The 25,014-nt window shown below is 70.5% G+C and carries 23 protein-coding genes and 1 pseudogene; 6 read left to right on the top strand and 18 right to left on the bottom strand.

Going from position 1 to position 25,014, the window contains the following annotated elements:
* Positions 1 to 392: 392 nt before the first annotated feature.
* Positions 393 to 2,009, bottom strand: coding sequence for a cation acetate symporter (locus tag ABZX90_RS30525; RefSeq protein WP_355210132.1), 1,617 nt, complete (start codon positions 2,007 to 2,009; stop codon positions 393 to 395).
* A 445-nt stretch (positions 2,010 to 2,454) separates the two neighbouring features.
* Here ABZX90_RS30525 and ABZX90_RS30520 point away from each other — a divergent pair, with 445 nt between their 5' ends.
* Together ABZX90_RS30520 and ABZX90_RS30515 are read left to right on the top strand one after the other, a co-directional pair.
* The gene (locus ABZX90_RS30520; RefSeq protein WP_261705162.1) at positions 2,455 to 3,084 is read left to right on the top strand and encodes a ParA family protein; all 630 of its coding nucleotides are present in this window, start codon (positions 2,455 to 2,457) and stop codon (positions 3,082 to 3,084) included.
* The gene (locus ABZX90_RS30515; RefSeq protein ID WP_351127600.1) at positions 3,081 to 3,305 is read left to right on the top strand and encodes a hypothetical protein; all 225 of its coding nucleotides are present in this window, start codon (positions 3,081 to 3,083) and stop codon (positions 3,303 to 3,305) included. The genes ABZX90_RS30520 and ABZX90_RS30515 overlap by 4 nt, the downstream gene beginning before the upstream one ends.
* A 57-nt stretch (positions 3,306 to 3,362) precedes the next feature.
* Here the strand turns inward: ABZX90_RS30515 and ABZX90_RS30510 are convergent, their stop codons facing one another.
* The 13 genes from ABZX90_RS30510 to ABZX90_RS30450 all read right to left on the bottom strand — a co-directional run bounded on the left by ABZX90_RS30510 (position 3,363) and on the right by ABZX90_RS30450 (position 18,163).
* Positions 3,363 to 4,343 carry a pyridoxal-phosphate dependent enzyme gene (locus tag ABZX90_RS30510; RefSeq protein ID WP_355210128.1) on the bottom strand — a complete coding sequence of 327 codons (981 nt, stop codon included), beginning with the start codon at positions 4,341 to 4,343 and terminating at the stop codon, positions 3,363 to 3,365.
* 333 nt (positions 4,344 to 4,676) lie between these two features.
* Positions 4,677 to 5,726 carry a sugar kinase gene (locus ABZX90_RS30505; protein ID WP_355210125.1) on the bottom strand — a complete coding sequence of 350 codons (1,050 nt, stop codon included), beginning with the start codon at positions 5,724 to 5,726 and terminating at the stop codon, positions 4,677 to 4,679.
* Entirely contained in the window at positions 5,723 to 6,622 is a 900-nt protein-coding gene (locus ABZX90_RS30500) for an SMP-30/gluconolactonase/LRE family protein (RefSeq protein WP_355210122.1), read from the bottom strand. Before ABZX90_RS30500 ends, ABZX90_RS30505 begins: the two co-directional genes overlap by 4 nt.
* Positions 6,619 to 7,251, bottom strand: coding sequence for an aldolase (locus ABZX90_RS30495; RefSeq protein ID WP_355210119.1), 633 nt, complete (start codon positions 7,249 to 7,251; stop codon positions 6,619 to 6,621). Before ABZX90_RS30495 ends, ABZX90_RS30500 begins: the two co-directional genes overlap by 4 nt.
* Before the next feature lie 31 nt (positions 7,252 to 7,282).
* Positions 7,283 to 8,101 (bottom strand): hypothetical protein, encoded by an 819-nt coding sequence (locus ABZX90_RS30490; protein ID WP_355210230.1) that lies wholly within the window; start codon positions 8,099 to 8,101, stop codon positions 7,283 to 7,285.
* Positions 8,098 to 9,243, bottom strand: coding sequence for a galactonate dehydratase (gene dgoD, locus ABZX90_RS30485; protein WP_355210116.1), 1,146 nt, complete (start codon positions 9,241 to 9,243; stop codon positions 8,098 to 8,100). The genes ABZX90_RS30490 and dgoD overlap by 4 nt, the downstream gene beginning before the upstream one ends.
* Complete coding sequence (locus ABZX90_RS30480) at positions 9,240 to 9,977, bottom strand: FadR/GntR family transcriptional regulator (protein WP_355210113.1); 738 nt, start codon at positions 9,975 to 9,977, stop codon at positions 9,240 to 9,242. The genes dgoD and ABZX90_RS30480 overlap by 4 nt, the downstream gene beginning before the upstream one ends.
* Positions 9,978 to 10,008: 31 nt before the next feature.
* Complete coding sequence (locus ABZX90_RS30475; RefSeq protein WP_355210110.1) at positions 10,009 to 10,782, bottom strand: SDR family NAD(P)-dependent oxidoreductase; 774 nt, start codon at positions 10,780 to 10,782, stop codon at positions 10,009 to 10,011.
* Between the two features lie 66 nt (positions 10,783 to 10,848).
* Positions 10,849 to 12,954 (bottom strand): alpha-galactosidase, encoded by a 2,106-nt coding sequence (locus tag ABZX90_RS30470; RefSeq protein ID WP_355210108.1) that lies wholly within the window; start codon positions 12,952 to 12,954, stop codon positions 10,849 to 10,851.
* Positions 12,951 to 13,811, bottom strand: a complete 861-nt coding sequence (locus ABZX90_RS30465; protein WP_355210105.1) for a carbohydrate ABC transporter permease — start codon at positions 13,809 to 13,811, stop codon at positions 12,951 to 12,953. Before ABZX90_RS30465 ends, ABZX90_RS30470 begins: the two co-directional genes overlap by 4 nt.
* Entirely contained in the window at positions 13,811 to 14,752 is a 942-nt protein-coding gene (locus ABZX90_RS30460) for a sugar ABC transporter permease (protein ID WP_355210102.1), read from the bottom strand. Before ABZX90_RS30460 ends, ABZX90_RS30465 begins: the two co-directional genes overlap by 1 nt.
* Position 14,753: 1 nt before the next feature.
* A complete protein-coding gene (locus ABZX90_RS30455) occupies positions 14,754 to 16,037 on the bottom strand; it encodes an extracellular solute-binding protein (protein ID WP_355210099.1) in 1,284 nt (427 codons plus the stop codon).
* A 35-nt stretch (positions 16,038 to 16,072) separates the two neighbouring features.
* On the bottom strand, positions 16,073 to 18,163 hold the full coding sequence (locus ABZX90_RS30450) for a glycoside hydrolase family 27 protein (RefSeq protein ID WP_355210227.1): 2,091 nt from the start codon (positions 18,161 to 18,163) through the stop codon (positions 16,073 to 16,075).
* Positions 18,164 to 18,775: 612 nt separating this feature from the next.
* Here ABZX90_RS30450 and ABZX90_RS30445 point away from each other — a divergent pair.
* Positions 18,776 to 19,222, top strand: a pseudogene (locus ABZX90_RS30445) (class I SAM-dependent methyltransferase); the annotation flags it as partial.
* Positions 19,219 to 19,509, top strand: coding sequence for a sulfurtransferase TusA family protein (locus tag ABZX90_RS30440; RefSeq protein WP_355210096.1), 291 nt, complete (start codon positions 19,219 to 19,221; stop codon positions 19,507 to 19,509). The pseudogene ABZX90_RS30445 and the gene ABZX90_RS30440, both read left to right, overlap by 4 nt.
* A 316-nt stretch (positions 19,510 to 19,825) precedes the next feature.
* Here ABZX90_RS30440 and ABZX90_RS30435 read toward each other — a convergent pair whose 3' ends face one another.
* From ABZX90_RS30435 to ABZX90_RS30425, 3 genes are all read right to left on the bottom strand, one after another.
* The gene (locus ABZX90_RS30435; protein ID WP_351127626.1) at positions 19,826 to 20,122 is read right to left on the bottom strand and encodes a DUF3303 family protein; all 297 of its coding nucleotides are present in this window, start codon (positions 20,120 to 20,122) and stop codon (positions 19,826 to 19,828) included.
* A gap of 519 nt (positions 20,123 to 20,641) precedes the next feature.
* Complete coding sequence (locus ABZX90_RS30430) at positions 20,642 to 21,100, bottom strand: PaaI family thioesterase (protein WP_355210092.1); 459 nt, start codon at positions 21,098 to 21,100, stop codon at positions 20,642 to 20,644.
* 49 nt (positions 21,101 to 21,149) lie between these two features.
* A complete protein-coding gene (locus ABZX90_RS30425) occupies positions 21,150 to 21,773 on the bottom strand; it encodes a LysE family translocator (protein WP_355210089.1) in 624 nt (207 codons plus the stop codon).
* A gap of 107 nt (positions 21,774 to 21,880) precedes the next feature.
* On the opposite strand from ABZX90_RS30425, the gene ABZX90_RS30420 reads away from it, so the two are divergent.
* Complete coding sequence (locus ABZX90_RS30420; protein WP_351127632.1) at positions 21,881 to 22,339, top strand: Lrp/AsnC family transcriptional regulator; 459 nt, start codon at positions 21,881 to 21,883, stop codon at positions 22,337 to 22,339.
* A gap of 609 nt (positions 22,340 to 22,948) precedes the next feature.
* Positions 22,949 to 24,019, top strand: a complete 1,071-nt coding sequence (locus tag ABZX90_RS30415; RefSeq protein WP_355210086.1) for a hypothetical protein — start codon at positions 22,949 to 22,951, stop codon at positions 24,017 to 24,019.
* Between the two features lie 353 nt (positions 24,020 to 24,372).
* Here ABZX90_RS30415 and ABZX90_RS30410 read toward each other — a convergent pair whose 3' ends face one another.
* Positions 24,373 to 24,810, bottom strand: coding sequence for a cupin domain-containing protein (locus ABZX90_RS30410; protein ID WP_351127636.1), 438 nt, complete (start codon positions 24,808 to 24,810; stop codon positions 24,373 to 24,375).
* Between the last annotated feature and the right edge of the window lie 204 nt (positions 24,811 to 25,014).

Below are 25,014 nucleotides of genomic sequence, written 5' to 3'. Positions count from 1 at the left end.
CGCACGCGGGGATGGTCCCGGCCTCGCGGCGCCGCCTACGGGCAGCGCGAACGGATCCCGCTCCACACTGTGCACAGCTAGGCCGAGAAGCAACGGTGCGCCGCGGCCCGCCCCATGCCCACCACGCCCGTCGGCGCCGACGCCCCCGCGTCGTCCGCCGACAAGGGACTCCTGGAGATCCCACCGCCGACCGCACCGGGCGTACGAGCGGGACGCGCCGTCCCGCTGGACCGAACCACTCACGACGGTCACGACGGGGCGCGGGGCGCCTGGAGAGCGTGCAGTCCCTCGCGCCTCGCCGCCCTGCCCACTCCCCCAGCGGCATCCCGTGACGGCCCGGGTGCTCGACCACGTCGCGGCTCGGCCGCAGCCCGCTGCGCCCCGGACCGGCTTCAGGGACGACGTCCCGCGGGGTCGGGGTTGCGTGGCCCGGGTGGAATCCGCCCAACACCCCTTTCTTGCCAGGTGTGTTGGGTGGCACGGGATCGAGCGCGACCGACGAGCCCGAGCAGGAAGCCGGCCGGAATGGTGATCAGCCCCGGGGTCTGGAGCGGGAACCAGTGGACGTCGTGGTCGGGGAAGATCGCGATCGGTGTGCCCGACACCGCGGGGGACCCCGCCAGCAGCAGCACGACGAGCGGCAGGTTCCCGTAGACGGTCCAGCGCACGCCGGTGGCGGAGTAGCCGGGCAGGAAGAGTGCGTAGAGCAGGACCGGGGCGAGCACCGAGGCTGCCACGGCGAACGACAGCGAGATCAATGTCAGTCTGCCGCGGTCCCCGAGGCTCGCCGACAGGACGACGGCGACGGCTCCGACCAGGACGATGCCCAGCCGCGCCCGGCGGATCTCTCTGGCGGGCGCACGGTCCCCGGTCCCGTGGGCGGGCCAGGCACCGAAGTCGCGGGCGAGACTGGAGGCGGCCGCCAGGGTGATGCCCGCGACGGCCGCGAGCGTGGTCGCGAAGACGGCGCAGGCGACGATCGCGAACAGCATGCTGTGCCGGGCGCCCCCGGCGACCGGGTCGAGCGCACCCGTCACCATCAGCAGGGCGGTCGCTCCCCCGGGGTCGGCGGCCCGCACCAGGTCCCGGCCGAGCAGGGCGCAGGCACCCAGCCCGGCCACCACGACTCCTCCGCACACCACCGCGACGGGTCCCACCGCCCAGCCGACGGCGCGCCGCGCGGTGCGGGCCTCGCTGACCGGGTGCAGCCTCATGGTGATGTGCGGCAGACAGGCGGCGCCGATCAGGAGGGTGCCCTCGAAGCTGATCAGGTCGAGGCGCCCGGTGAGGGAGTGACCGAAGTGGAGTCCGGGGTGCGCGTAGTCGGCACCCGCTCCGGAGCGGTCCGCGGCGGCGTCGAAGAGGGCGGACGGTGACCATCCGTAGCGGGCGAGGACGATGCCGGCGAGGAGCAGCATGGCGGTGAGAGCCACACCGACCTTCAGGATCTGTACGTATCCGATGCCGCGCATCCCTCCGAACGCGGCGTAGCAGACCATCAGGGTGCCTCCGGCGACGGTGCATCCGGTGAGCGCGCCGTCGGGGAGCCCGAACATGGCCGCCATGATGCGCCCGGCGGTGGAGAGCTGCACCAGGAGCAGCGGAGTGAGGACGACCAGGGTGGTGACGCCGAGGCCCCGGCGTACCGAGGGGGCGCCGAGCCGGGCGGCGAGGAAGTCCCCCAGGGTGAACACGCCTTTGCGGCGCAGGGGTTCGCTCAGGATCCGCATGACCAGGTAGAGCGAGACGACGGTGGCGCAGGCGAAGAGGATGCCGTCAGCCCCGTCGAGCGCGACCGCGCCCGTCGTGCTGAGCAGGGTGGCCGCGGAAATGTAGTCGCCGGCGATGGCGAGCCCGCCTCCGACCGGGCCGAAGGCCGCGCTGCCGCCCGCGTAGAAGTGTTCGGGGTCGTCCAGATCGGCCGCGGCCAGGCCGCACAGCAGCAATGACACGGCCACGAAGCCGAGGAAGACCACGACGGCGAACGACTGTCCGTCACCGGCGCTCATGAGCGGCGCTCCGGTGCCGCTGGTGCGTGCACGACTGTCGTTGCGCCAGGAACCGGAGGTGAGGGAGATGCGGGAGATGCGGGAGACATGCCGGGCATGGCATCAGCCGCCCGGTACCGCGTACAGGGGACGGCGCGTTCGGGAGGCGGGTGCACAGCGGTACCGGGACGGGGTTGTGCGGCGGCACACGTGCCCACAGGCCCACACGCCCACGCCCACGCCCAGCCGACCACCAGCACCAGCACCAGCACCAGCACCAGCACCAGCACCAGCACCAGTCAGCGTCACGGGCGGAGCGGTGCAAGCCGTCTACCCGGCTTGAGCGGGAGCACCGCGTTGGTCCATCGGGATGATTCACCGGCGCCACGGGGTGAAGGATGAGCCGGTACGCCCCGCGCGGGCGGCAGCGAGTCCCTCGCGGTCACTAGCGTTGCTCCTTGTGTCGATGAGCTATGCCTTTGTGAACCTGAAACCCGGAGTGGGCAAGACGACGAGCGCGGTGTGGTTGGCTCACGCACTGCACGAGTCAGGCTTCTCACCGCTGCTGGTGGACAGCGACCCCGCGTCCTCGGCGCTGCGGTGGAGCGAACTGGCCGGGGGGTTCCCGTTCCCCGTGTTCTCCCTTCCGGTGGGTGACGTGCACCGGCGCGTGAACGACTTCCTCGGCGACCGGCAGGCCGTGGTGTTCGACGCCCCGCAGATGGAGGACCACGCCCACATCGCCCGGAGCGTCATGCGGTACGCGAGCGAGTGGATCGTTCCGGTCACCCCGTCCCCCATCGAACTGGACCGGATGGCACCCATCGGCGGCGAGATGGGCGACGTACAGTCCCTGCGGGCCAGGCCGGCCCGCTCCGCGGTGCTGCTGAACCGTACGAACCGTCCCGACGCCACGCGTACCGGTCCCGATGCCGACGCACGCGAGGCGCTCACCGAGCGCGGCTTCGACGTGTTGTCCACCCACATTCCACGACTCGACCTGTACTCCCAGTCGTTCGGCAGCCCGGTCGAGGTCAAGGGATCGGCGTACATGGACCTCGCGGACGAGCTCATCAAGCGTCAGGACACGATGTGAATCAGCGCAAGGACACCTACCGAGCAGCCTTGCAGCGGGAGCCGGACGTCGCCGCACCCCGCCACGCCAAGGTCGCTCGGCTGCACACGCGATACGTCCGCGTGACGATCGAGCTCGATCCCGCGTTGCCGCGGGAACTGACCCGCTGGGTGGGACCCCCCGTGTCCGCCGTCCTGCGCGTCGGCGCGGCCGTGCTGCGCCCGTTGACGGGCACCGCGTAGACACGTCGACGCTCGCCCTAGGAGCGAGGAGCGAGGCCCAGGGTTGGGGAGCAATTGTCAAGGCTTGTGGTTGGGAGCCGTACCGACCCAGCGGTGATAGGCGTCCATGTCGACGTTGCTGCCGCACACGATGACGACCACGTGCCGGCCGGCGAAGCGGTCACGGTCTTCGAGGATCGCCGCGATACCGAGCGCGGCCGACGGTTCGACGACGAGGCCGGCGTGGTCGAGGAGCATCCTCATCCCGGCGGTGATCGACGCCTCCTGGACCAGGACGGCGTCGTCAGCGACCAGGAGGAGGTCGTCCAGGACGGCCGGGATGGGACGCCGGCCGGCGACGCCGTCAGCGATGGTGTCGGTCGAGTCGGTGGTGACGACACGCCGTTGGCGCCACGAGTGTGTCATCGCCGGTGCGCCCAGCGGCTGGACGCAGATCACCTCGACTTCGGGCGCGCAGGCCTTCACCACATGACCCACGCCGGTGGCCATCGCCCCGCCGCCGAGAGCGATCAGGACGGCGTCGAACGACGGCACGGTGTCCACCAGTTCCAGGCCGATGGTCGCCGCGCCTTCGCAGGTCTCGATGTCCAGGCTGTCTTCGACCAGCCGGACGCCGTCGTACCGCGAGATGGCCGCCGCCCGCTCGCGAGCCATCTCGTGGTCGCCGTCCACCAGCTCCAACCTGGCGTCCAACGCGCGGATACGATCAAGCTTGGCCACCGTCGCAAAGCGGGATGCCACGACGGTCACGTCGAGTCCCCGGCCGCGACCGGACCAGGCGAGGGCTTGGCCCAGGTTGCCCGCGCTGGCGCACACCACGGCCGGCGAGCCCTTGTCGGCGAGCCGGCTCGCGACCACCTCGGTGCCGCGGGCCTTGAAGCTGCGGACCGGGTTCGCCGTTTCGAGCTTGATGCTCACCGTGCACCCGAGCTCGGGCTCCAGCGCCTCGCAGCGGTACAGCGGAGTGTCGAGAAAAATCGGGTCGATCACCCGGCGGGCCGCCCGGATCCGAGCAGTGTCGAGGCGCGTCTCCTGCACGACACAGCAGCGTAGTGCCGCCGATGCTCGTCCATCGAGTAACGGTCCATTCCTGTGCCGGGTGAGCCGGGTGACGGTGGCCGGCGAGAGGCCGGCCCCCGAACTGACGCCAGAGAACGGGGGTTGAGGTAGTAGCCGGCGCCGTGTCAGCGGGGCCGGTCCTAATCGCGCAGGGTTGTCCCACGGCTTAGTGGTCGAGCCCGTAAGTTCCTCGGGGGCTGGCGTGGGGTCCCGATCATCCTGCGCAGCGGCTCACCGGCATCGGCACGGTGCACGCTCTGCTCAGGAGCCTTCACCGGAGCGGACTCTTCGCCTGTCCCGGCATCGGCGCGCTCACCGCTCTCGTCCCGAAGCCGGTGGCTCACCGATCGGGCTGGCCTCCTCGCGGTGGCCGTCCTCGACGCGGGCCACCCGTGTCCACTCCTCGGGGGACAGCGCGAGGAGCCGCCGCACGGCCCTGCCGTCGGGCAGCGGCCCGTGGTCCCCCGTCACCTTCAGGGCGGAGACGGCCGTGATGTGGCCGAGGCGCAGGGCGCGCGTCGTGGTCCCGCCGCTGAGCAGACCGGCCAGGAAGCCTGCGGCGAAGGCGTCGCCGGCGCCGACGGGTTCGACCACCAGCGTGCGCAGCGCCGGAACCGCGATGACTTCCCCGTTCAGTACGGCGGCGGTCGCCCAGTCGGCGCCGTCCTTGACGACGACGATCCGCGGGTGCGGCAGCAACTCCCGCACGCCGATGGCCGTGAGGTCGGCGCCCCACAGGTTCTGTGCCTCGTCCAGGCCGACGAAGACGACGTCCGCGCGGTCGGCGAGGTCGCGCAGGACGGTACCTGCCGTGCCGTCACGCCACAGGGCAGGGCGGTGGTTGACGTCGAAGCTGACGGCGTACGGCCGTTGGGCGGGCGGTGTGGCGAGCGCTTGGGTCACCAGGTCCCGGCAGGAGGGGGACAGGGCTGGGGTGATCCCGCTGACGTGCAGGACGGAGGCGGTGCGTACGGGGTCGGTGTCCAGGAGGCCGGGGCCGAGGGCGGAGGCCGCGGACCCGGACCGGTAGTAGTGGACGCGGGTTCCGGTCCGGTGGGGGTCCTTGAGGAGCAGGCCGGTCGGGCGGTCCGGGTCGGTGCGGACGTGGGTGGTGTCGACGCCGGCGGCAGCGACGGCGGCGCGGACGCGCCGGCCGGGCGCGTCGTCGCCGAGGGCGGAGAGCCAGGCCACCGGTATGGCGTGGTCGGCCAGGTACATCGCGACGTTCGACTCGGCCCCCGCCACGGTCAGGCGCAGGTGCTCGGCGTCCTCCAGCGGGCCGGACGGGTCGGGGGCCAGGGCCGCCATCGTCTCGCCGACGCACACGACGGGACCGGGAGCGGGCCGCCATTGCACGGTCATGCGGGCTCCCCGGGCAAAAGCGGCGGCACGGTCGCCGTGTCGTGGAGGCGGAAGGCCGGCGTCGGCGTTCCGGGCACGTCCACGCGGACGGAGAACACGGCGCCGTCCTCGGGACGCGGGTCGGTGAGGCCCAGCCGGGCGGTGGTGATGTGCAGGACGTCGTGCTCCAGGCACACTCCGGCGGGCCGGCTCGCGGGCAGCCGCAGGACACGGTCGGGGATGCCGTCCGCGAGGTAGCGGCGTACGGTGCCGGTCCCCCATACGGCGACCCACAGGGCGCCCTCGCTGTCGACAGTCATACCGTCGGGGCTGCCGTCGTCAACCGTGGCGAACACCTCAGGCGTGCCGAGGGCGCCGGTGTCCGGGTCGACCGGGTGGCGCCGGATGACTCCGCGGGCGCTGTCGGCCAGGTACATGCCCTTGCCGTCGGGGGTGAAGGCGGGCCCGTTCGGGATGGTGATGCCGTCCAGGACCCGGACGGCGGTGCCGTCGTGGTCGACCCGGTACAGCGAACCGGCGTCCTCTTCGGCGTCGTAGCCCATGCTGCCGGCCCAGAAACGGCCGGAGGGGTCGGCGACCGCGTCGTTCATGCGCATGCTGCGTGTCGCACCGTCCTCGGGCCGGGCGAGCCAGGTGGTCGCGCCGCAGGGCGTCAGCAGACAGATCCCGGTGTCCGCGGCGGCGATCCAGGTGCCGGGGCGCCCGGCCACCGGGGCCACCGCACCGATCGGGAAGGGGAGTTGGGCCAGGGGTTCCAAGGGGGCGGCCGGATCCTTCGGTGCCTTGAGCAGGCGGCCCGCGAGGAGGTCGACGAGGACGACCTCCTGGCCCGTCCAGCGGACTCCCTCGCCGAGTTCCAGGAGGTCGGGGCGGGTGGTGTGCGCGGAGGTGCTCATCGTCCGGACTCCTCTGCGATGGCACGGTAGGCGCGGGCCCGGTCACGGAGCGCGGCGAGGCTGCCTCCGTCGGCGGCGTCGCCGACCAGGGGCGAGCCGACACCGACCGCGATCGCGCCGGCCGTGAGGCAGGCGTGGGCGGCGAGTGCGTCGATTCCGCCGACGGGAACGAAGGGCGCGTCCGGGAAGGGACCGCGCAGCGCCTTCAGATAGTCCGCTCCCCCGAAAGGCGCGGCGGGGAAGAGCTTCAGTGCCTCGGCTCCGAGCGTGCGGGCGGCGATGACGTCGGTCGGGGTCAGGACTCCGGCGAGGACGGGCAGACCCAGGTCCCGGGCCGCGCGGACGCCGTCGCCGAGTCCGGGTGTCACCACGAAGGCGGCTCCCGCGCGGTGTGCGGCGCGGGCGTCGTCGGCGCTCAGTACGGTCCCGGCGCCCAGCAGTGCGTCCGGGCCGAGGGCGTGCCGGGCCCGCTCGATGACGGTGAGGGCGTCCTCTCCGCTCAGGGACACCTCGATGAGGTCGACGCGCTCTTCGGCGAGGGCCAGCACCGTGCGCAGCGCGGCGTCCGCGTCGCGTCCGCGCACGATGGCCAGCAATCGGCGGGAGGCCAGGGCGGCTTGCAGATCCACGGAAGGTAACTCCCTTTCTCGGCAGCGGTGTTCAGGTGCAAGGGCAGGCGGTGCTTAGGGTGAGGCGCCAGCGCACCTCGCCGGAGGCGGGGACGCGGGCGGCGTCGCCGGGGCCGGCCTCGGCCAGGTCGAAGACCCGGCCGAGCATCGGTTCGACGCCGGTGCTCCGGTAGGGGTCGTGCCGGGGGAAGCCGCCGAGGTTGCGCCACAGGGCGACCGAGACCGGCTGCCCTTCGGCGTGCACGGCCAGGTTGAGGCGGTGGGGGCCGTCGTGGACGCAGGCTTGCCGGGCGTCGACGACGGCCCCCACCGCGGTGCCGTCGTCGGGGCCGAGCCGGTCCAGCGGCACTCCTGAGGGAGCGGGCCAGGCGCCGCTGATCCAGGGGGCGCCGTCCGGCCAGGGCCGGTCGACGAGTGCGGCGGCCTCCGGGAACAGGCGGGTGGGCGCGCCGTCGGGCAGGTGCAGGGTGGTGTCGGCCGACAGGTCGAGCAGGGCGTGTGCGGCCCAGATGAAGCGGAACCCGGGCCCGGCGGCGAGGACGTAGTCGGCCTCGGCCCCGTCGGCCGTGGCGCGGATCGTGCGGCGGAGGGTGAACTCCTCGCAGCGGATGGACTCGGCGGCGCCGTCCCGGGTCCAGGGCCGGGACCAGACGTTCCCGTGGTCCGGGTCGCCGCGGACGGTGGGGACGCACTCCTCCAGCCCGCCCGCGTCCACGAACGCCGCACCGGGGGCGGCCTGGTGGCGCTTCGGGTCGGGGCGGTGCCAGAGCCACTCGCGGCCGGGTGACGCGAGGGAGGTCCAACGGCCGCCGTGGACGGGGTCGGTGACGATGTCCAGCGGCACGGTCACCACTCCGCGAACGTGCCGTCGGGGTGCCGCCACACGGGGTTGCGCCAGGCGTGCCCGGCGCGGTCGGCGGCGCGGACGGCGGCCTCGTCGACGGTGACGCCGAGGCCGGGCGCGGTACCGCGCGGTGCGTACCCGTCGACGAACCGGAAGGGTTCGGGGTCGACGACGTAGGAGAGCAGGTCGGCGTCCTTGTTGTAGTGGATGCCCCGGCTCTGCTCCTGGATGAGGAAGTTGGGTGTGGCGAAGGCGACTTGCAGGCTGGCCGCGAGGGCGATCGGCCCGAGGGGACAGTGCGGGGCGAGGTGGGCGCCGTAGGTCTCGGCGAGGGAGGCGATGCGGTGGACCTCGGAGATGCCTCCGGCGTGGGACAGGTCGGGCTGGGCGACGGCGATTCCGGCGGCGAGCGGAGCGAGGAACTCCGCTCGGGAGTAGAGGCGTTCGCCGGTGGCCAGCGGCACCGGGCTCGTGGCGACGAGGCCGGGCAGCAGGTGGTTCTGCTCGGGGACGACCGGCTCCTCGACGAACAGGGGGTGCAGGGGGGCGAGTTCGTTCAGGACGCGGCGGGCATTGGCGGCGGTGAACCGGCCGTGGAAATCGACGGCGACGTCGCGATCGGGCCCGAGGACGTCGCGGGCGGCCGCCACGCGGGCGACGACCGCCGCGGTCTCGGCCATGGTGGCAGCCGGCCCGACACGTCCGGCGCCGTTCATCTTCACCGCGGTGAATCCCGCCTCCACCTGCGCGGTGATCTGCTCGGTGAGTTCGGCGGGTTCGTCGCCGCCGACCCAGGCGTAGACGCGGACCCGGTCGCGCACGGGGCCGCCGAGCAGGGCGTGCACGGGGGCGCCGTAGGTCTTGCCCGCGATGTCCCACAGGGCCTGGTCGAGTCCGGCGACGGCGCTGGAGAGAACTGGTCCGCCGCGGTAGAAGCCGCCCTTGGTGAGGACCTGCCAGTGGTCCTGGATACGGAGCGGGTCCTGGCCGAGGAGGTATTCGGCGAGGACGTCGACGGCGGCCCTGACCACCTCGGCGCGGCCCTCGACGACAGGTTCGCCCCAGCCGGCCACACCCTCGTCGGTCTCCACGCGGCAGAACAGCCAGCGTGGCGGTACCAGGAAGGTTTCGACGCGTGTGATCTTCACCGGCCACCGGTGCCTTTCGTGTCGTCGGGCCCGTCGATGCGGTCCAGGTCGCGTCCGGCCTGGTCGAGCAGGGCGCGCATGGCCGCCTCGGCGGCCCGCGGGTCCCCGTCGCGTACGGCGTCCAGGACGGCGCGGTGGGCGGGCACGGGGTCCTCGCTGTGAGGGGAGCTGTGCACGATGCGGTCGCGGTGGGCGAGTCCCGACTCGATCACCACCTCCATGCGTTCCAGGAGTTCGTTGTGGGTGGCGGCGAGCAGGGCACGGTGGAAGGCGAGGTCGGACTCGACGGCGTGGGCGGCGCCGGTGCCGTGCTCCCCCATCGCCGTCAGGGCGTCCTCCAGGGCCGCGAGGTCGGCGTCGGTCCGGCGTTCGGCGGCCAGCCGGACCGCGGCCGGTTCGACGATGGCACGCACCTCGGCGAGGTTGCGCAGCAGGCCTCGGTCGGCCTCGGCGGAGCCGGCGCCCTGGATCTGCCAGCGCAGCACGTCGGCGTCGAGCAGGTTCCAGTCGGAGCGGTCGCGCACGAATGTGCCGCGTTTCTGGCGGGCGTCGACCATGCCCTTGGCGGCGAGGACCTTGAGGGACTCGCGCAGCGCGGTGAGGCTGACGTCCAGCTCCCGCTGCAGCGCCACGAGGTCGAGCGTGGCCCCCTCGGGGATCTCGCCGCCGAGGATGCGGCGGGCGAGGAACTCCACGGTCTGACCGTGCACGCCGCGGCGGGCGTAGGGCGTCATGTCGTACAGCCTTTCGGTGATCGGGGCGCGGTCATGCGGAGGCCTTCAGGACGCTCCAGCCGCCGTCGACGAGGAGGTGCGACCCGGTGATGTAGGAGGCCTCGTCGGAGCCGAGGAACGCGATGGCCGCGGCCACTTCGGCGGGAGTGCCGAAGCGGCGGGCCGCCGTCTCGGCGACGCTGCGCGCGCGGTCCTCGGGCGGCACGCGGTCCCAGGCGGCCGTGAGGATCGGCCCCGGCAGGACGGCGTTGACGCGGACCTGGGGCCCGTACTCGACGGCGAGCTGGCCGCACAGGGACAGCAGGGCGCCCTTGGACGCGGCGTAGGCGGGATGTCCGGGGATGCCCTTGTGGGCGTGGACGGACGAGGTGAGAACGACCGCGCCGCCCCGGTCGCGCAGGTCGGGCAGGACGGCGCGGACGCCGAGGAAGCAGGCGGTGAGGTTGACGTCGAGCTGGCGGTGCCAGGAGGCGAGGGAGAGTTCGTGGGCGGGGTGGACGTCGACGGTGTAGGCGTTGCTGACCAGGACGTCGACCGGTCCGAAGGAGTGGGCGGCGGCGACGATGCGGCGCCAGTCGTCCTCGGCGGCGACATCGGCCGTGACGAAGCGGGCCCGGCCCCCGTCGCCGGTGATCCCCTCCGTCACGCCGCGGCCCCTCTCCTCGTCGATGTCGGCGAGCACGACGGTGGCTCCCTCCTGGGCGAGGCGTGCGGCGGTGGCGGCTCCGATGCCGGAGGCGGCTCCGGTGACCACGGCCGTGCGGCCGGTGAAGCGGGCACCGCCGCGTCGTGCGGGCTGGTCCATCGTGGGGTACGGCTCCTTCGAGGGTCGGGCACAAAGTGCGGGTCCGTGGGGCTGGACGGGTCGAATCTATGCCGGTCGCGGGCCCGGGTGACGGGTCAGGACGACCAGTTCGGCGTCGTGGTCGGCGGTCCACGCGAACGGCAGCCCGTAGTGCAGGAGGTGGGCGCCGGCGTAGGTGGTGCCGGATGCCTCGTCGCGGTAGCGGGCGCCGGGGTCGAGGCCGCACAGGCGTAGGCGGGCGGGACGTCCGGGTACGAGGGGAGCGCCGTCCAGCCGTCCCGTGTTCAGGGCGGCGACGACGGTCCGGCCGTCCGCGCCGTCGTACTGGACGCCGCAGGTGGCGTCGTCCGGGCTGCCGAGCAGGTGGGCCTCGCCATGGTGGATCACGTCCCGTATGTCCTTGTAGCGGGCGATCCACCGGCCGGCCTCGGCGCGGCGCTGCGGGGGCCAGGTGCGCAGGTCGGCGCCGACGCCGAGGACTCCGCACATCGCGGTGACGAAGCGGAAGGCGAGGCTGCGCGGGCGGGGATCGAAGATTCCGGGGGCGTCGGTGACCCAGGAGCTCATCACGTGCGGGGCGTGGGCGTGCAGGAAGCCGTACTGGATGGCGAGCCGGTCCAGGGGTGCGGTGTTGTCGCTGGGCCAGACGACGTCGGTGCGGGCGAGGGTCGTGTGGTCGATCCGGCCTCCGCCGCCGGCGCAGCCCTCGACGCTCACGTGGGGGTGGGCGGTGCGCAGGTGGTCGAGGACGCGCAGGTATCCGTGGACGTGGGCGGCGTCCAGGTCGAGGCGTTCGGCGGGGGTGTCGCCGGGCCGGCCGCGTTCGGTGGGCGGCCGGTTCATGTCCCACTTGAGGTAGTCGACGCGGTGCTCGGTGAGCAGCCGGTCCAGGGTGGCGATGACGAAGTCCTGGACGTCCGCGCGGCCGAGGTCCAGGAGCAGTTGGTTGCGGACCAGGCGGGCGGGGCGGCCGTCGATCCGGTAGGCCCAGTCGGGGTGTTCGGCCAGCAGCCGGCTGCCGGGGCTGACGGCCTCGGGTTCGATCCACAGGCCGAAGTCCATGCCGAGGGCGCGGACGTCCTCGACGAACCGGCCGAAGCCCCCCGGGAAGGCGGCCGGATCGGGGTGCCAGTCGCCGAGGCCGGCGGTGTCGTCCACGCGGCCCGTGAACCAGCCGTCGTCCACGACGAACAGCTCGATGCCGATGTCGGCTGCGGACTTGGCGAGTTCGAGCTGTCCGGCCGAGTCGACGTCGAAGCCGGTCGCCTCCCAGGAGTTGTAGAGGACCTTGCGGGGGCGGTGCAGCCGCGCTCCGGCGAGGTGGCGCTCGTAGCGATGCCATACGCGGGACAGGCCGTCGAGTCCGTCCGCGCTGAACGCGCAGGCGAGACGTGGCGTGGTGAGGGTCTCGCCGGGCGCGAGGAGGACGGCGCCCTCGTGGGGCACGCGCCCGGCGCGGACCCGGACGGCGCCGCCGGCTTCGGCCTCCGCGGTGATGTGCCAGTTGCCTGGCCACTCCAGGGCGATGCCGTAGGCGGGCGCGTCGTCCGCGGCGAGGTTCTGGACGGCGAGCCAGGGCGCGTAGGCGTGCCCGGGGGTGCCCTGGGTGCTGCCCATGGTGAAGGTGCCCCGGGTGAGGGCGAGTTGGGTGCGCTGGAACTCCTGGGACCACTGGCCGGCGAGATAGGTGAGCCGGGCCCCCACGGTGACCGGCACGTTGACGGCGCCGGAGTCGAACCGTTCCAGACGCAGCTCCTGCCCGCCGGTGCAGGCCAGTTCGGTCCAGCGGTGCAGGACGTCGGTGCCGGGGACGACGGCGTAGCACAGGGTGGTGCGCAGGCCGAGGAGGTCGTCGGTGAAGGTCAGCCGGAGACCGCCGGTGTCCTCCTGCGCCCCGGTGAACTCCCACCAGACGCCGCGTTCCTGTCCGGGGCGGGCTGCGATCAGGTCGGCGCCGGTGAAGGGCCGTTGCCCCTGGGGCAGGTACTCGGCGGGGGCGGCGTCGGCGGGAGTGATGAAGTGGGTGCGGTGCGACCAGTCGAGGGCCGACGGGCCCTCCTCGACCCCGTGCGGGCCCCAGGCGTCCAGTTCGGCCCAGGGCCCGTCCGGGGACAGCCGCACGGTGTAGCTGGTGCTCTCGGTGCGCAGGGTCCAGCGGTCGTACACCGTCACTTCACAGCTCCGAGGTTCAGTCCGGCCACGAAGTGACGCTGGAAGCGGAGGAAGACGGCGACTGTGGGGGCGGCGGCGATGACGGACCCGGCGGCGATCACGTTCCACATGGACACGTACTGTCCCTGGAGTCCGATCAGGGCGGCGGTGATGGGCATCCTGCTGTCGCTGCGCAGGACAGTGATCGCCCACAACAGGTCGTTGAAGATCCAGGTGAAGGACAGGGCGCTGAGCGCGGCGAGGGCGGGACGGGTGAGGGGGAGGATGATCCGCCAGAAGATCTGCCAGGGGCCGGCTCCGTCGACCACCGCGGCCTGCTGGATCTCGGCGGGGATGGACCGCATGAAGCCGTGCAGGACGAAGACGTAGAAGCCGACACCGAAGCCGACCTGCACACCGATCAGCGCGGGCAGTGTGTCGTACACACCCATGAGCTCGCTCAGCCTGGACACCGGGATGAGCAGGATCTGCGGCGGGAGCAGGTTGCCGCCGAGCATGAGCAGGAGCAGGGAGCGACGGAGGGGCATCTCGTAGCGGCTGAGCGCGAACGCGGCCATCGCGGCGAGTGCGAGGGTCACCACGACGCACGGGACGGTCACGGCCAGGCTGTTGATGAGGGCGCGCTGCTGGCCGCCGTCGACCCAGGCCTGCTTGAAGTTGCCGAGGGTGAAGGACCGGGGCCGACTGCCCAGCCCATGCGCGGCGATGTCGTCGAAGGACCGCAGGCTGGTGACCAGGACCAGGGCGATCGGCAGCAGCCACAGCAGGGACAGGGCCCCGGCCCCGGCGTGGAAGCCGGCGGTCGACAGGCGGCGCCGGCGCAGGGCGGCAGCGGAGGAGGTGCGCGCAGTCGTCATCAGTCCGCCTCCCGGAAGGCGCGCACGAGGTAGGAGGCGATCACCCCGAAGGCCAGCAGGAAGATGACGACGGCCAGGGCCGAGCCGTAACCGAGCCGCAGGGACTGGAATGCGGTGGAGTACATGTAGGTGCTCAGCAGTTCCGAGGAGTGATAGGGACCGCCGCGGGTGAGAGACCACACCACGTCGAAGGAGCGCAGCGAGTCGATGACGATGACGGACAGGACGACCGCGTTGACGCCGCGGAGCTGGGGCAGCGTCACATGGCGGAAGCGCTGCCAGCGTCCGGCCCCGTCGACCTTGGCCGCTTCGTACAGGGCCGGGTCGATGCCCTTGAGGCCGGCCAGGTACAGCACCATGACGTAGCCGATCTGCCGCCACAGGGCGGGCACGATGACGGCGTACAGGGCGGTGTCCTGGTCGGCGAGCCAGGCGTGGCGCAGGCTGCCGAGGCCGACCGCCTGGAGGAGCTGGTTGAGGACGCCGTCGGGCTGGTAGATCGCCTGCCAGACGAGGGCGGTGGCGACCAGGGAGAACACCACCGGCAGGAACAGGGCGGCGCGGTAGAAGCCGACCCCGCGGCGTTCCTGCTGGAGCAGCAGGGCGGTGGCGAGGCCGAGCAGCGCGGACAGTCCGCCGAACAGCAGCAGCCACAGCACGGTGTCGACGGCCGCGGTGCGGAAGATGTCGTCGTGGATCATCTCGCGGAAGTTGCCGAGGCCGACGAAGCGCGGTGCGGAGATCCCGTCCCAGCTGGTGAGGGCCAGGTAGAAGCCCTGCAGGGCCGGCCAGAACACCCAGAGTGCCTCGGCCAGCAGCGGGACGAGCACGAACGCCAGGACCAGCGGAGGGGTGCGGCGCGGGCCCTGGGCCCTTCGGCCGCGGGGCGGCGTCGGGGTCGGGGTCGGGGCCTTGCGTGCGACCGTGGTCAAGGCGGCCACGTCACGCTCCCCAGATCTTCTGGGCATCGCGCTGCCAGTCCGTCAGGATGCTGTTGATCTCCTTGGGCTTGGCGATGAACTTGGTCAGGGCAGCATCCGCGGTGGGCTGAAGGGCGTCGCTGGAGTCGCGGTTGAAGAACTGGGTGATCTCGACGGCCTCGTCGATGTGCTTGCGGCCCTTCTTCACCAGCGGGGTCCCGGTGTCCTTGGCGTCGGGGTGGCACGGCAGCGCGGTGCCGGAGGAGCCCTTGAGGTAGATCTCCTGTGCCTCGGCGCCGGCCAGATAGCGCAGCAGGTCGAAGACCTGCTCGCGGTGGCCGGAGCGGGCGCTGGCGAAGTACCCGTCGGTGGGGGCCTCTTCGGCGAGCGGAATCTTGGGGTCGATGACGGGGAAGCGGAAGAAGTCGATGTCGTCCAGGGCGTCCTTCGGTGCCGCGTCGGCGAAGAACGTGCCGATCAGCATCATTCCCGAACGGCCGTTGAGCAGGGCGGTGGTGGCGTCCTGGAAGGCGACGGCGGTGCCGTTGGGGTCGAAGTACGGGAGCACCTCCTTCCAGCGGTCGAAGACCTTGTGGACCTCCGGGTCGTCGAACCGGTGCTTGCCGGCCAGGAGCTCGCGGTGGAACGGGGCGCCGTTGATGCGGATGTCGAGGTAGTCGAACCAGGCGGACGCGACCCAGGCGGTGTTGCCGCCCGCGCCGAGGCCGATCGGGGCGATGCCCTTGGACTTGAGCTTGTCGCACAGGTCGAGGAAGCCGTCCCAGTCGGTGGGCGGGCTCACCCCCCACTTCGCGAAGTTCGACTTGCGGTAGAACATGCCCCACCAGTAGTAGGTGGTCGGCACGAAGACCTTCTTGCCGCTGCTGGAGGTGCACAGTGTGTGCAGGGCCTTGGAGTAGCGCTGCAGGTCGGACGAGGTCCACACCTCGTCCAGTCCGAGCAGGAGGTTCTTGCGGGCGTACGCGTCCGCGACCGAGCCGGGGTACCAGGTGTAGACGTCCGGCGGGTTGGCGGAGGTGAGGTACGTCGGCAGTTGGGTGCGGAAGGTCTCGGCGGCGACGGTGTTGAGGTCGACGCCCCCCTTCTCCTTGTAGGCGGCGACCAGGTCCTGCATCGCGGCCTTGGCCTGTGGCGCCGAGAGGTTGGACTGCAGGGAGACCGCACCCTTGGAGGAGGCCTTGGACGAGGACGAGGTGGAGGTCACGCAACCGCTGAGCAACGCCGCGGTTCCGGCGGCGCCGGCTCCTGCGAGCAAGCGCCGACGGCTGGTCTGTGGAGAGGTCATGGAAGGCTCCTGCCAGGTCAGGACGATTGGATGATCTACTTGAAGGTGATGCGGTGCACGGTGCCGTCGACTCCGCGGTAGACCGCGTCGACCGCCTCGTTCGCACCCGCGACGGCTCCGAGTGCCCCGTCGAACGCGGCGCTGGGGAACTCCTGCCGCTTCGACCAGCCCTGCCAGGCACCCGCCTCGTACCGCTGCTGCCAGAGCGTGTAGTCACCGGCCCGCGCGTACAGGAGCACCTGGTCGCCGACGGTGACGAGGGTGGGGCTGCCACTGACCGTGCCGCCGAGCGCGCTCCACACCGACCACTGGCCCGAGGTGTCCCGGGAGACGGTCCAGATGTCGTCCGACGCGGTCCGCACGGCGACGTGCACCCGGCCAGTGGAGTCGACCGCCGCGGACGGTCTGCCGTACGTCACACGGCCGTCGGGGGTGCCGAGCGAGGACCAGCCGGAGGACGTGCCGCGCTGCACGATCCGGCCTTCGCCGTCACGTGCGACGAGCGTCCAGTGGCCGGGGTCGGTGAACGCCACCGACGGCGCGTCGCTCAGCCGTCCGCCCAGGCTCTGCCAGTCGCCCCAGCGACCGCCCGTGTAGACCCGCCGGTAGGCACGGGAGTCGGCGCCGCGCACGAAGACGTCGATACGGCCGTCGGCGGAGGCATGGGCGGAGGGCTGGCCGAGGATGCCGCCCTTCACCGGACCGCCGAGGTCCCGGGTGCTCGGTGCGCCGCTACCGGTGTCCGTGTGCTGGACCAGCGTGCCGTGGGGCCCGCGCAGGAAGGTGTTCACGGTGTCACCGGAGCGCGCGACCGCTGGGTCGGCGGTGGTCCGCTCCCCCAGGCCGGTACCGGGCAGGGCGTCCGCGCCGGTGAGTTCGAGGAACGCGGTTCCATGGGCGGGCACTTCGACCGTGTAGGAGTCGGTGTGGACACCGCGGTCGGCGCGGGCGCGCAGGTCGCGCACGGCGACGGGTCCGCCGAGGGCGGTGTCGGCGAAGCGTACGGTTCGCTGCGCCGGCTTGTCGGACCGGTTGAGCAGGACGACCGCCCGCCTGCCCCGGCCCGAGAGGACCTTGCTGTACACGTCACCGGTGTCGTCGGCGGCGACCCGGACGCCCTGGATGCCCAGGGGGTCCTGGTCGACGGCGATGATCTCCGGGTTGCGCAGGGTGGCGAGCATCGACGCGTTCAGGGTGCGCGGGTCGGAGCCGAGAACGAGCGGGGAGGCCATCTCGGCCCACATCACGAACTGGGTGGTGGACTCCTCCTCGGTCAGCTCCGGTGTGCCGTCGGACGTCGGGCGCATGGGGATGAGGTAGTCGGGATCGTTCCAGTGACCGGGGCCCTGTGCCTCGGGGTGCCAGGCGTTGGCGTCCATGTTGCGCAGGATGTTGGGCCACTCGCCCGGGGTCGGCGTGCCCCAGGCGATGTCGGTGCCGGTGCGCCAGGAGTCCGCGATGGCCGGGGCGTAGACGAACGTGTTGTGGGCGTCCTGCTCGGGGGTGTGGGGCAGGCCCCAGTCGTCGGTGAGCGGATTGCACAGGTTGAGCAGCATGCGGCGGCCGGACTTCGCGACCGCGTCGCTGAGTTCCTTGAACGCGGGGCCCGGATCGAGCTTCGCGCCGATGCCGCAGAGGAAGTCGGCCTTGATGGCGTCGATCTTCCAGCCGGCGAACTGCCGTGCGTCGGCGTCGTAGTGGCCGCGGCTTCCCAGTCCGCAGCTCTTCCCGCCGTCGTACGTGCCGGCGTCGGTGTAGATGCCCGCGCGCAGGCCGCGCTGGTGCAGATACGACACGAGGGCGGGGATGCCGGAGGGGAAGCGATCGGGGTTGGCGACCAACCGGCCCTGCGCGTCACGGGGGTTGTCGGCCTGCCAGCCGCCGTCGAGCCAGACGATGTCGTAGCCGCTGTCCCGCAGGCCGCTGCTGACCAGCTTGTCGGCGACGGAGCGTACCTCCTTCTCGGTGGGCGCTCCCAGTCCGTAGTAGGTGTTCCAGCCCATGTAGGGGGTGGGGGCGAGTCCGCTGTCGTAGAACGCGGGCGCGCCCTGGTCCTGCGAGGCGGAAGCGGAGGTGGAAGCGGTGGCGGAGGCGGAGGGTGCCGCGGTCGCCGCGACGACCACCATGACGGCGGCGGCGACGCTACGGCGGGTGAGGCGGCGGAGCCCGGGCCTCGGTGCGGGTGCTTGCGAAGTCACGTGCCACTCCCGGGGGTTGGGAAGCAGTAGGGGCGTGACGCGGGCCGCACTGGGCCGGGGGCCTCGGCGTCACGGCGACGACTTTGGACCGCGGCTGAAACCCTGTCAATATTAATTACTAATTTAGTAGAAGCGACTGTCCGACATCTACTGATCTCAGTGACGGGACTACTCCCGCTGCAGGCGCCGCGAGAGCAGCCGGTCCATGTCGCTGACCGCCTCGCGTTGCGTGTCCCGGACCAGCGAAGCACTGGGCTGCGCCACGCTGTCGCCAGGGCCCTTTAGGCTGACCGGCGCAGTCCGGCGCCAGCCGGTGGAGCGGAGCGAAGAGACGTGAGCGACCACGCGCAGGAGCTTGCCGACGTGCAGCGGCAGCACTGGCAGAACACCTACACCGCCGTACGGCGAGCAGCCCTGCACGCCCGCTACCTACGCTGCCGAGGTGTTTCGGTCCGCGGGTGCTGGTGACGTGCTGGAGCTGGGAGCCGGGCACGGTCGTGACGCGCTTTCTTCACTCGCTAGGGCTTCACCGTCCAGGCCACCGACTTCAGCCCCGTCGGGCTGGACCAGATGCGGGACGCCGCTCGTTCCCAAGGAGTCGAACATCGGGTTTCGACCGCGGTGCACGACGGGCGGGACCCGCTACCTCTGCCGGACGCGTCGGTGGACGCGGTTTACGCACACCTGCTGCTGTGCATGGCCCTGTCGACCAAGGAGATCCACGCCGTGGTCGGCGAGATCAGTCGCGTACTGAGGCCGGGCGACGTGTTCGTCTACACCGTCCGTCACACCGGCGACGCCCACTACGGTGCCGGTACCCCGCACCGCGACGACGTCTTCGAGCACGGCGGCTTCGCGGTGCACTTCTTCCCTCGCCACCTTGTCGACTCGCTCGCTGAGGGATGGACGCTCAACGAGGTCCACGATTTCCAAGAAGGCGATCTCCCCCGCCGCTTGTGGTGCGTCACGCAGACCTTGCCCCGGTGAGCGAGGCTCCGATCCCCACAGCCGACATCACCGTCGACGGCACCGGCCTGCTGTGCATGACGCTCCTGCTGCGTCTCCGCAAGCCGATCGAAGCGGCAGAACCAGGCACCGTCGTGCACGTAGTCGCCGCCGACCCGGCCGCACCCCTCGACCTACCAGCCGGCTGCCACATGGTCGGCCACGACTACCTCGGCCCTACGCCCGGCGATCAACCGGTGTACGCCCTCCGACTGGCCACCGACACACGTCCCACTCGCCCCGACGCACCTTGGCACGGGGCCCCGTAACGCCAGAACCCTTCGTTCCAGCTACGGGTCACGAGGCGACCGTGCCCCAGTCGTGCCCGGTCGAGCGGGAAACAGCGCTGAACCGCGGGCACTCACGGGCGGCAGGCAGCACGACGGCCCCTGACAGGAAGCTGGTCAGGGACTCGCACCCAGATAGTCCAGCCGCTCTCACGCGCGCTTCGCGACTCGGATCAGCGGACCGAGTGCTGTGGGTTCCGGGCTCCGGGCTCCGGGCTGCGGGCTGCGGGCTGCGGGCTGCGGGCTGCGGGCTGCGGGCTGCGGGCTGCGGGCTGCGGGCTGCGGGCTGCCGAGGAGGTCAGCCGTGCTGCAGCGCGGCAAGACCCTTCTGCATGTCTTCGGTGTTCATCACCGGCTGGATCTCGATCTTCGCTCCGAGTCTCTCGAAGAGCGGCTCCGCGATCGTGGGCAGCAGTGAACTGTCCTGCATGTCGAAAACGAAGGTGCAGGTCCGCCCGCCCTCGCTGGGGCCGAAGTAGGCCGCCTCGGGCTTGAGTAGTTCCATCATCGACAGCATGATTTTCGACAGTGTGCCGTTCTTGACTGCCTCATTCGAGATCTGGGTGTCCAGATGGGCTCTCAGCATGACCCTCATCGCACGCGCTCCTTCCGTCCACCACGACCGGCGCGGTCCCGTCCGCGCTCACTGAGACCCGGTGACGTCCCGCTCAGCCTCTCCTCGAGTGATCAGGGCAGCAACATCTCGTCCTCCGTCCGTGTCGCAGGTCGCAGGTCGCAGGTCGCAGGTCGCAGGTCGCAGGTCACAGGTCACAGGTCACAGGTCACAGGTCACAGGTCACAGGTCACAGGTCACAGGTCGCAGGTCGCAGGTCGCAGGTCGTGAGCAAGGACGACATCGTCAGCAGGTAACTGTTCCGAAGGGCGTGACTCGGTCGCAAGGCAGTGGTCGATGAGTCGAAGTCGGCGTCATGCCTACGCGCCCGAAGTGTCGGGGTGAAGGGCTTGCCGGTTCTGCCGCTCCGAAGACGGCGGCCTGCTTTGTGTGGCCAACAAGTCCTCTCCACTGGGCCGGCTGCCCCGTTCTGCTCGGGAGGCGGCCACTGCCACTGAATAGTCGCCCAAGACGGCAGCCCCGGCGCTGACGGCTACGAGTTCACTGCTCGGGCCGGTTCACGCGGATGAGTGTCTGCTGCCCGTTGGCGACGAGCTTTCGCGCGCCGTCTTTTTGAACACCGAACACCTCCAGCTGGCACACGGTCAGCGTTCGGCCGGACTTCAGGACTGTCCCGACCGCCTCGATGTAGTCACCGGTGGCCGGTGCGAGGAGGTTGATCTTGTATTCGACGGTGAGGACTTCGGCGCTCTCGGGGAACAATGTGTAGGCGGCGTATCCGCCGGCGCTGTCCGCGATGGCGCTGGTTGCCCCGGCGTGGAAGTAACCGTGCTGCTGGGTCACTTCGGGGCGCGCGGGAAGCGTGATCTGAACGCGACCCGGAGCGATGCGGCTTATCCGTGCACCGAGGTGGGCCATCAGTCCCTGGCGGTCGAAGCTGTCCTGGATGCGCTTTTGCACCTCGGGGCTCGCCTGGTCCTGCTGAGTCTGGTCTTCCACGTGCTCTCCTTCGGCGGACATCACGCTGTGCAGGGTGTGAGACGGGTTGTCATCCGACCAGACGTTCCGCAAGCAGGAACCCGCCGATGGCGATCATCATGGCACCGGAGGCGTGGGTGACAGCTCGTGCCGCCGACGGCCGCGTCTTCAGTACGGTGCGGGCGAGGACGCCGACGGCGAGGTAGACCAGGGCGCAGGCGGTCATGTGGAGCGTGCCGAGCAGTCCGGTCTGCGCGGCGATGGGCCAGCTCGCAGCAGAGTCGATGAACTGTGGGAACAGCGAGAAGTACAGCAGCAGCGCCTTCGGGTTCAGGCCGCTGATCCCGGCGCCCTTGAGTGCGACCTGCCAGCGCGAGGAAGCCACGGCTCCTGCCTGCGCGGCCGTGGCCAACGTGGTGGGCTGTCGCAGTACGCCCCAGCCGAGCCACATCAGGTAGGCGGCCCCGGTGACGGTCAGCGCAGTGAGCACGGTCGGCGAGCTCGCCACGATCACCACCAGCCCTGCCACGGCGAGCAGGGTGTATCCCACGTATCCGGCTACCAGTCCCGCGACCGCAGGGACGACCGATCGCTCCCGCAGCCCCGCCGAAATCGCATAGGCCCAGTCCGCGCCCGGAGTGAACACCAGCAGCAGATCCACCACCAGGAAAGCCGCCACCGTTGTCGTGTCCATCGCTCCCTCTCCATTCGTTGCCCTGGAAGGGAAGATTAGGCACGATGGCCCGGAAGGTGTTCCTTTCTTTACCCCGCGATCGCGCCGTATAGGGGAGAATCTTCTTCATGGATGCCCTTGATCGGAAGATTCTTACCGAGCTCCAGCAGGACGGCCGCCTGACGGTCACCGAGCTTGCCGCCCGCGTGCAGCTGAGCGTCTCGCCCTGCCACCGCCGGCTACGCGACCTCGAACGCGAGGGGGCCATCCGGGGCTACCGTGCCATCGTCGATCCGGCCGCCGTCGGCCTGGACTTCGAAACCCTCGTCTTCGCCACTCTGCGCTGGGAGAACCCCGACACCGTCACCGCCTTCGAAGAAGCCGTGACCGCCATCCCTCACGTCATCCAGGCCCAGCGCCTCTTCGGCGAACCCGACTACCTCCTACGCGTCGCCACCGCCGACCTGGCCGCGTACCAACAGCTCTACGACCAGCAGTTGGCCAGGCTGCCCGGCGTCCAGCGCCTGACCTCCACCCTCGTCATGAAGAACGTCATCGACGATCGCCCCCTGCCCGGGCATGGATGATGACTTGCCACCCGCGAGTTGACGCACCCGCAACCGCACCACAACCGCACTAGACCGAGCAGGGATCAGCGGGAAACCACAGCAAAAGCGTCCGAGACCGACGAAGCCGCACCTCAACCGTTCGCCCAGGTCAGCGCCCGAATCGGCCGCGAAGGGGACGCGACTTCCCAAGCAGAGGTCCTCCGCTCCTGGTTGGTCCCAGAGTCGCTGCCGGTGGCGTCTTCTCCTGCCACCCTCACGGGAAGCCACTTCCAAACCGTCGTCGACCTGGACGCCACACAAGCAGACGCTCCACCCCTCGGAGCCAGCGCCCTCGACTGGCTCGTCGAGGAGCCAGCGCCCTCGACTGGCTCGTTCAAAGAAGGGATGGCCCGGGCCGAGCTCACCGATCGCGTTCCCGGGGCGCCTCTGGGCCCCCGCCCGGTCTTCTCTGGGTGAAGGCGGTCAACCAGGAGGAACGCCCCTCACAGACGCGACTCTTGACGCGCAGTCGGCCAGACGTGGTTCCTGGCGTCCAGGTCGTTCGTACAGTGGTGCGCTCCACCTGGATGCCAGGACCCACGCCCGCTCCACGGTGTGTGGTCGACGGCAGACGGGATGGGAGCTGGGGTGAGTGTTGGGCTGCTGAGGAGTAGCTCATCCTGCACGGGAGCAGCTGACACTCTGCGTGCGGGAAGGGCGCGTCAGGAGGAGAATGGGACGGAGGGAGTTGAGGACATCATGACGTTCCCCATGACCCCGGAGTACCAGTCATATCTCCGTACCTCAACCGCGAGACACCCGAACGAACGCGCAAGGCTCGTAGTCGCCGTAGGCTCCGTGTGGATCGCCTTCGGCTTCATCCTGGTCATCGCGATCTCGACGGGAGGCATCGGCCTTCTGTTCCTCTTCTTGATGATCCTTTTCGTCATGCTAGCCGAGTGGTTCTTCCACAGGCTGCGAAAAGCCCACCTTCTCGGCCGCGCCATCAAGGTGACACCTGACAGCTTTCCGGAGATCCACGCGGAAATTGCCGAACTCCAGCGGAAATTCGACTACCACCGGCCGGTCGACGTCTACGTGCTCGACGAGGTCAACGGGAAGATGACGGTGACCAGCCTGCTCGGGACGCGGGTACTCCTCATCCAGGGAGGGTTCGCAGCAGACCTCCAGCAGGATGGACCCGCGGCCCTGCGCTTCATGCTGGGCAACTTCATCTGCTGGCTCAAGGCCCGGCACGGGCGGCTGACCCTCTCCGTGATCATTCTCGAGCACTTGAAGTGGCTGGCGTATGTCGCCCCCTGGATGCTTCCTTACTGGCGTTGCTCGGTATACACGTGCGACCAGTCCGGGTATCTGTGCGCCGAGGACCTTCATGCGTCCCTCGGTGTGATAGCCCGGCTTGCCGCCGGGAAGGAACTGGGTCCCAGCATTTCCCCCACGGGCGTTCTCGAACAGGCCTATCAGGTGTCCCGGCGTCCCCTTTCGCGCTACGCCGAACTGACCCAGCTGGAGCCGCACTTGGTGAACCGCTACGTCAACCTCGTCGCCTTCGCGCGGTCCCTGATGCCTGCCGACTACGAAAGGTTCCTCGCCGGCCTGGACGAGAAGGGCCGCCGCCTCCTCAGGGACCTCCTGCTGCAAACCCCTCACCGCCAGTCGTCCGGCTCGATCCCCCGGTCGACGACCGGACCCAGGTGAGCGAAAAAGGCGGCGTAAGCCTCGGGCGAGACCCCGGGCAATGCCGGATCAATCCGCTCCGCCTACGCGCACCTAACCGACCCGGTCGCCACAGCTGACCGTCCGCTGTGCACAGCCACGCGTCGACTCGTGCTTGCCGGGTCCCGAGGTCTCGTCGAGGACAGAGTGCTCAACCGGATCACAGCATCTGAGGCACTGTTCATCACGCGTCTCAACCTGAGGGACCCCAACGGTAGGAAGTCGATCCTTATCCAATCCGGCGCCGATTGCAGGGGCACAGGTCAGAGACCCGACCCTTCACTTCTTCGGCATCTGAGGTCACCGCAAGTGAGAGCCCGCGTGACGCTGTCCGCTCACCTGCAGCAGCAGGGGTAGCAGTAACACATGACGGCCCCGAAGCGACCGGTCTCGAAGGAGTACTGGACACCGGCGGGGATGAACATCCAGTCCCCCGCCGTCAGTTCTTGCCCTTCGTAGGTGATCGAGCCACTGACGACGAACCGGATACCATCGCCGTCGTCGTGTGAATGCATAGGTGTTTTTGCGCCGGGCTCAGCCACAGTGATGAACAGATGGGAAGGCTTGTCCAGCCAAACGGGGAGCTGCCACTTCTGGAACCCTGGTGGGACGTTGTCGATAGAAAGGGCCCGCACGGCCTCATCCATCTTCGGATCTCGGGACGTGACGATTCTGCCTTCTGTGCGTAGTCCCACTTTTTGCACGGCCTCTCGAACGGCCTCCACGCAGTCCGCAAAGCTCCGCCTGTTGGGGTCGAACTCGGTCGTCGTCATCGCTTCCTCCTTGGTGGTCAGACCTGTCCATGAGTACCGCGACAATTAGGCATTAAATCCGGCAAACGAGGCCCTCACTCGAGTAGACGCGATCTTCAGATCACGGCAGCAGCAGGATTCAACAGGGCGAGGTTTGGTGATCCCGGACGCCAGCCCCCTCGGCAGGAGCACCAGCCCCAACGTCCCTGGCGACGGCCGCTGCTC

Origin of the sequence: Streptomyces sp. NPDC002935 (assembly GCF_040611295.1) — a bacterium.
GTDB lineage: Bacteria > Actinomycetota > Actinomycetes > Streptomycetales > Streptomycetaceae > Streptomyces.
This window is presented reverse-complemented; position numbering and strand designations above follow the sequence as displayed.

Coding starts and splice junctions, on each gene's coding strand:
- ABZX90_RS30435 (WP_351127626.1), bottom strand. CDS start 20,122: ATGAGGGTCATGCTGAGAGCCCATCTGGACACCCAGATCTCGAATGAG.
- ABZX90_RS30465 (WP_355210105.1), bottom strand. CDS start 13,811: ATGACGACTGCGCGCACCTCCTCCGCTGCCGCCCTGCGCCGGCGCCGC.
- ABZX90_RS30500 (WP_355210122.1), bottom strand. CDS start 6,622: ATGAGCACCTCCGCGCACACCACCCGCCCCGACCTCCTGGAACTCGGC.
- ABZX90_RS30505 (WP_355210125.1), bottom strand. CDS start 5,726: ATGACCGTGCAATGGCGGCCCGCTCCCGGTCCCGTCGTGTGCGTCGGC.
- ABZX90_RS30475 (WP_355210110.1), bottom strand. CDS start 10,782: ATGGACCAGCCCGCACGACGCGGCGGTGCCCGCTTCACCGGCCGCACG.
- ABZX90_RS30420 (WP_351127632.1), top strand. CDS start 21,881: ATGGATGCCCTTGATCGGAAGATTCTTACCGAGCTCCAGCAGGACGGC.
- ABZX90_RS30455 (WP_355210099.1), bottom strand. CDS start 16,037: ATGACCTCTCCACAGACCAGCCGTCGGCGCTTGCTCGCAGGAGCCGGC.
- ABZX90_RS30480 (WP_355210113.1), bottom strand. CDS start 9,977: ATGACGCCCTACGCCCGCCGCGGCGTGCACGGTCAGACCGTGGAGTTC.
- ABZX90_RS30425 (WP_355210089.1), bottom strand. CDS start 21,773: ATGGACACGACAACGGTGGCGGCTTTCCTGGTGGTGGATCTGCTGCTG.
- ABZX90_RS30520 (WP_261705162.1), top strand. CDS start 2,455: ATGAGCTATGCCTTTGTGAACCTGAAACCCGGAGTGGGCAAGACGACG.
- ABZX90_RS30410 (WP_351127636.1), bottom strand. CDS start 24,810: ATGACGACGACCGAGTTCGACCCCAACAGGCGGAGCTTTGCGGACTGC.
- ABZX90_RS30450 (WP_355210227.1), bottom strand. CDS start 18,163: ATGGTGGTCGTCGCGGCGACCGCGGCACCCTCCGCCTCCGCCACCGCT.
- ABZX90_RS30525 (WP_355210132.1), bottom strand. CDS start 2,009: ATGAGCGCCGGTGACGGACAGTCGTTCGCCGTCGTGGTCTTCCTCGGC.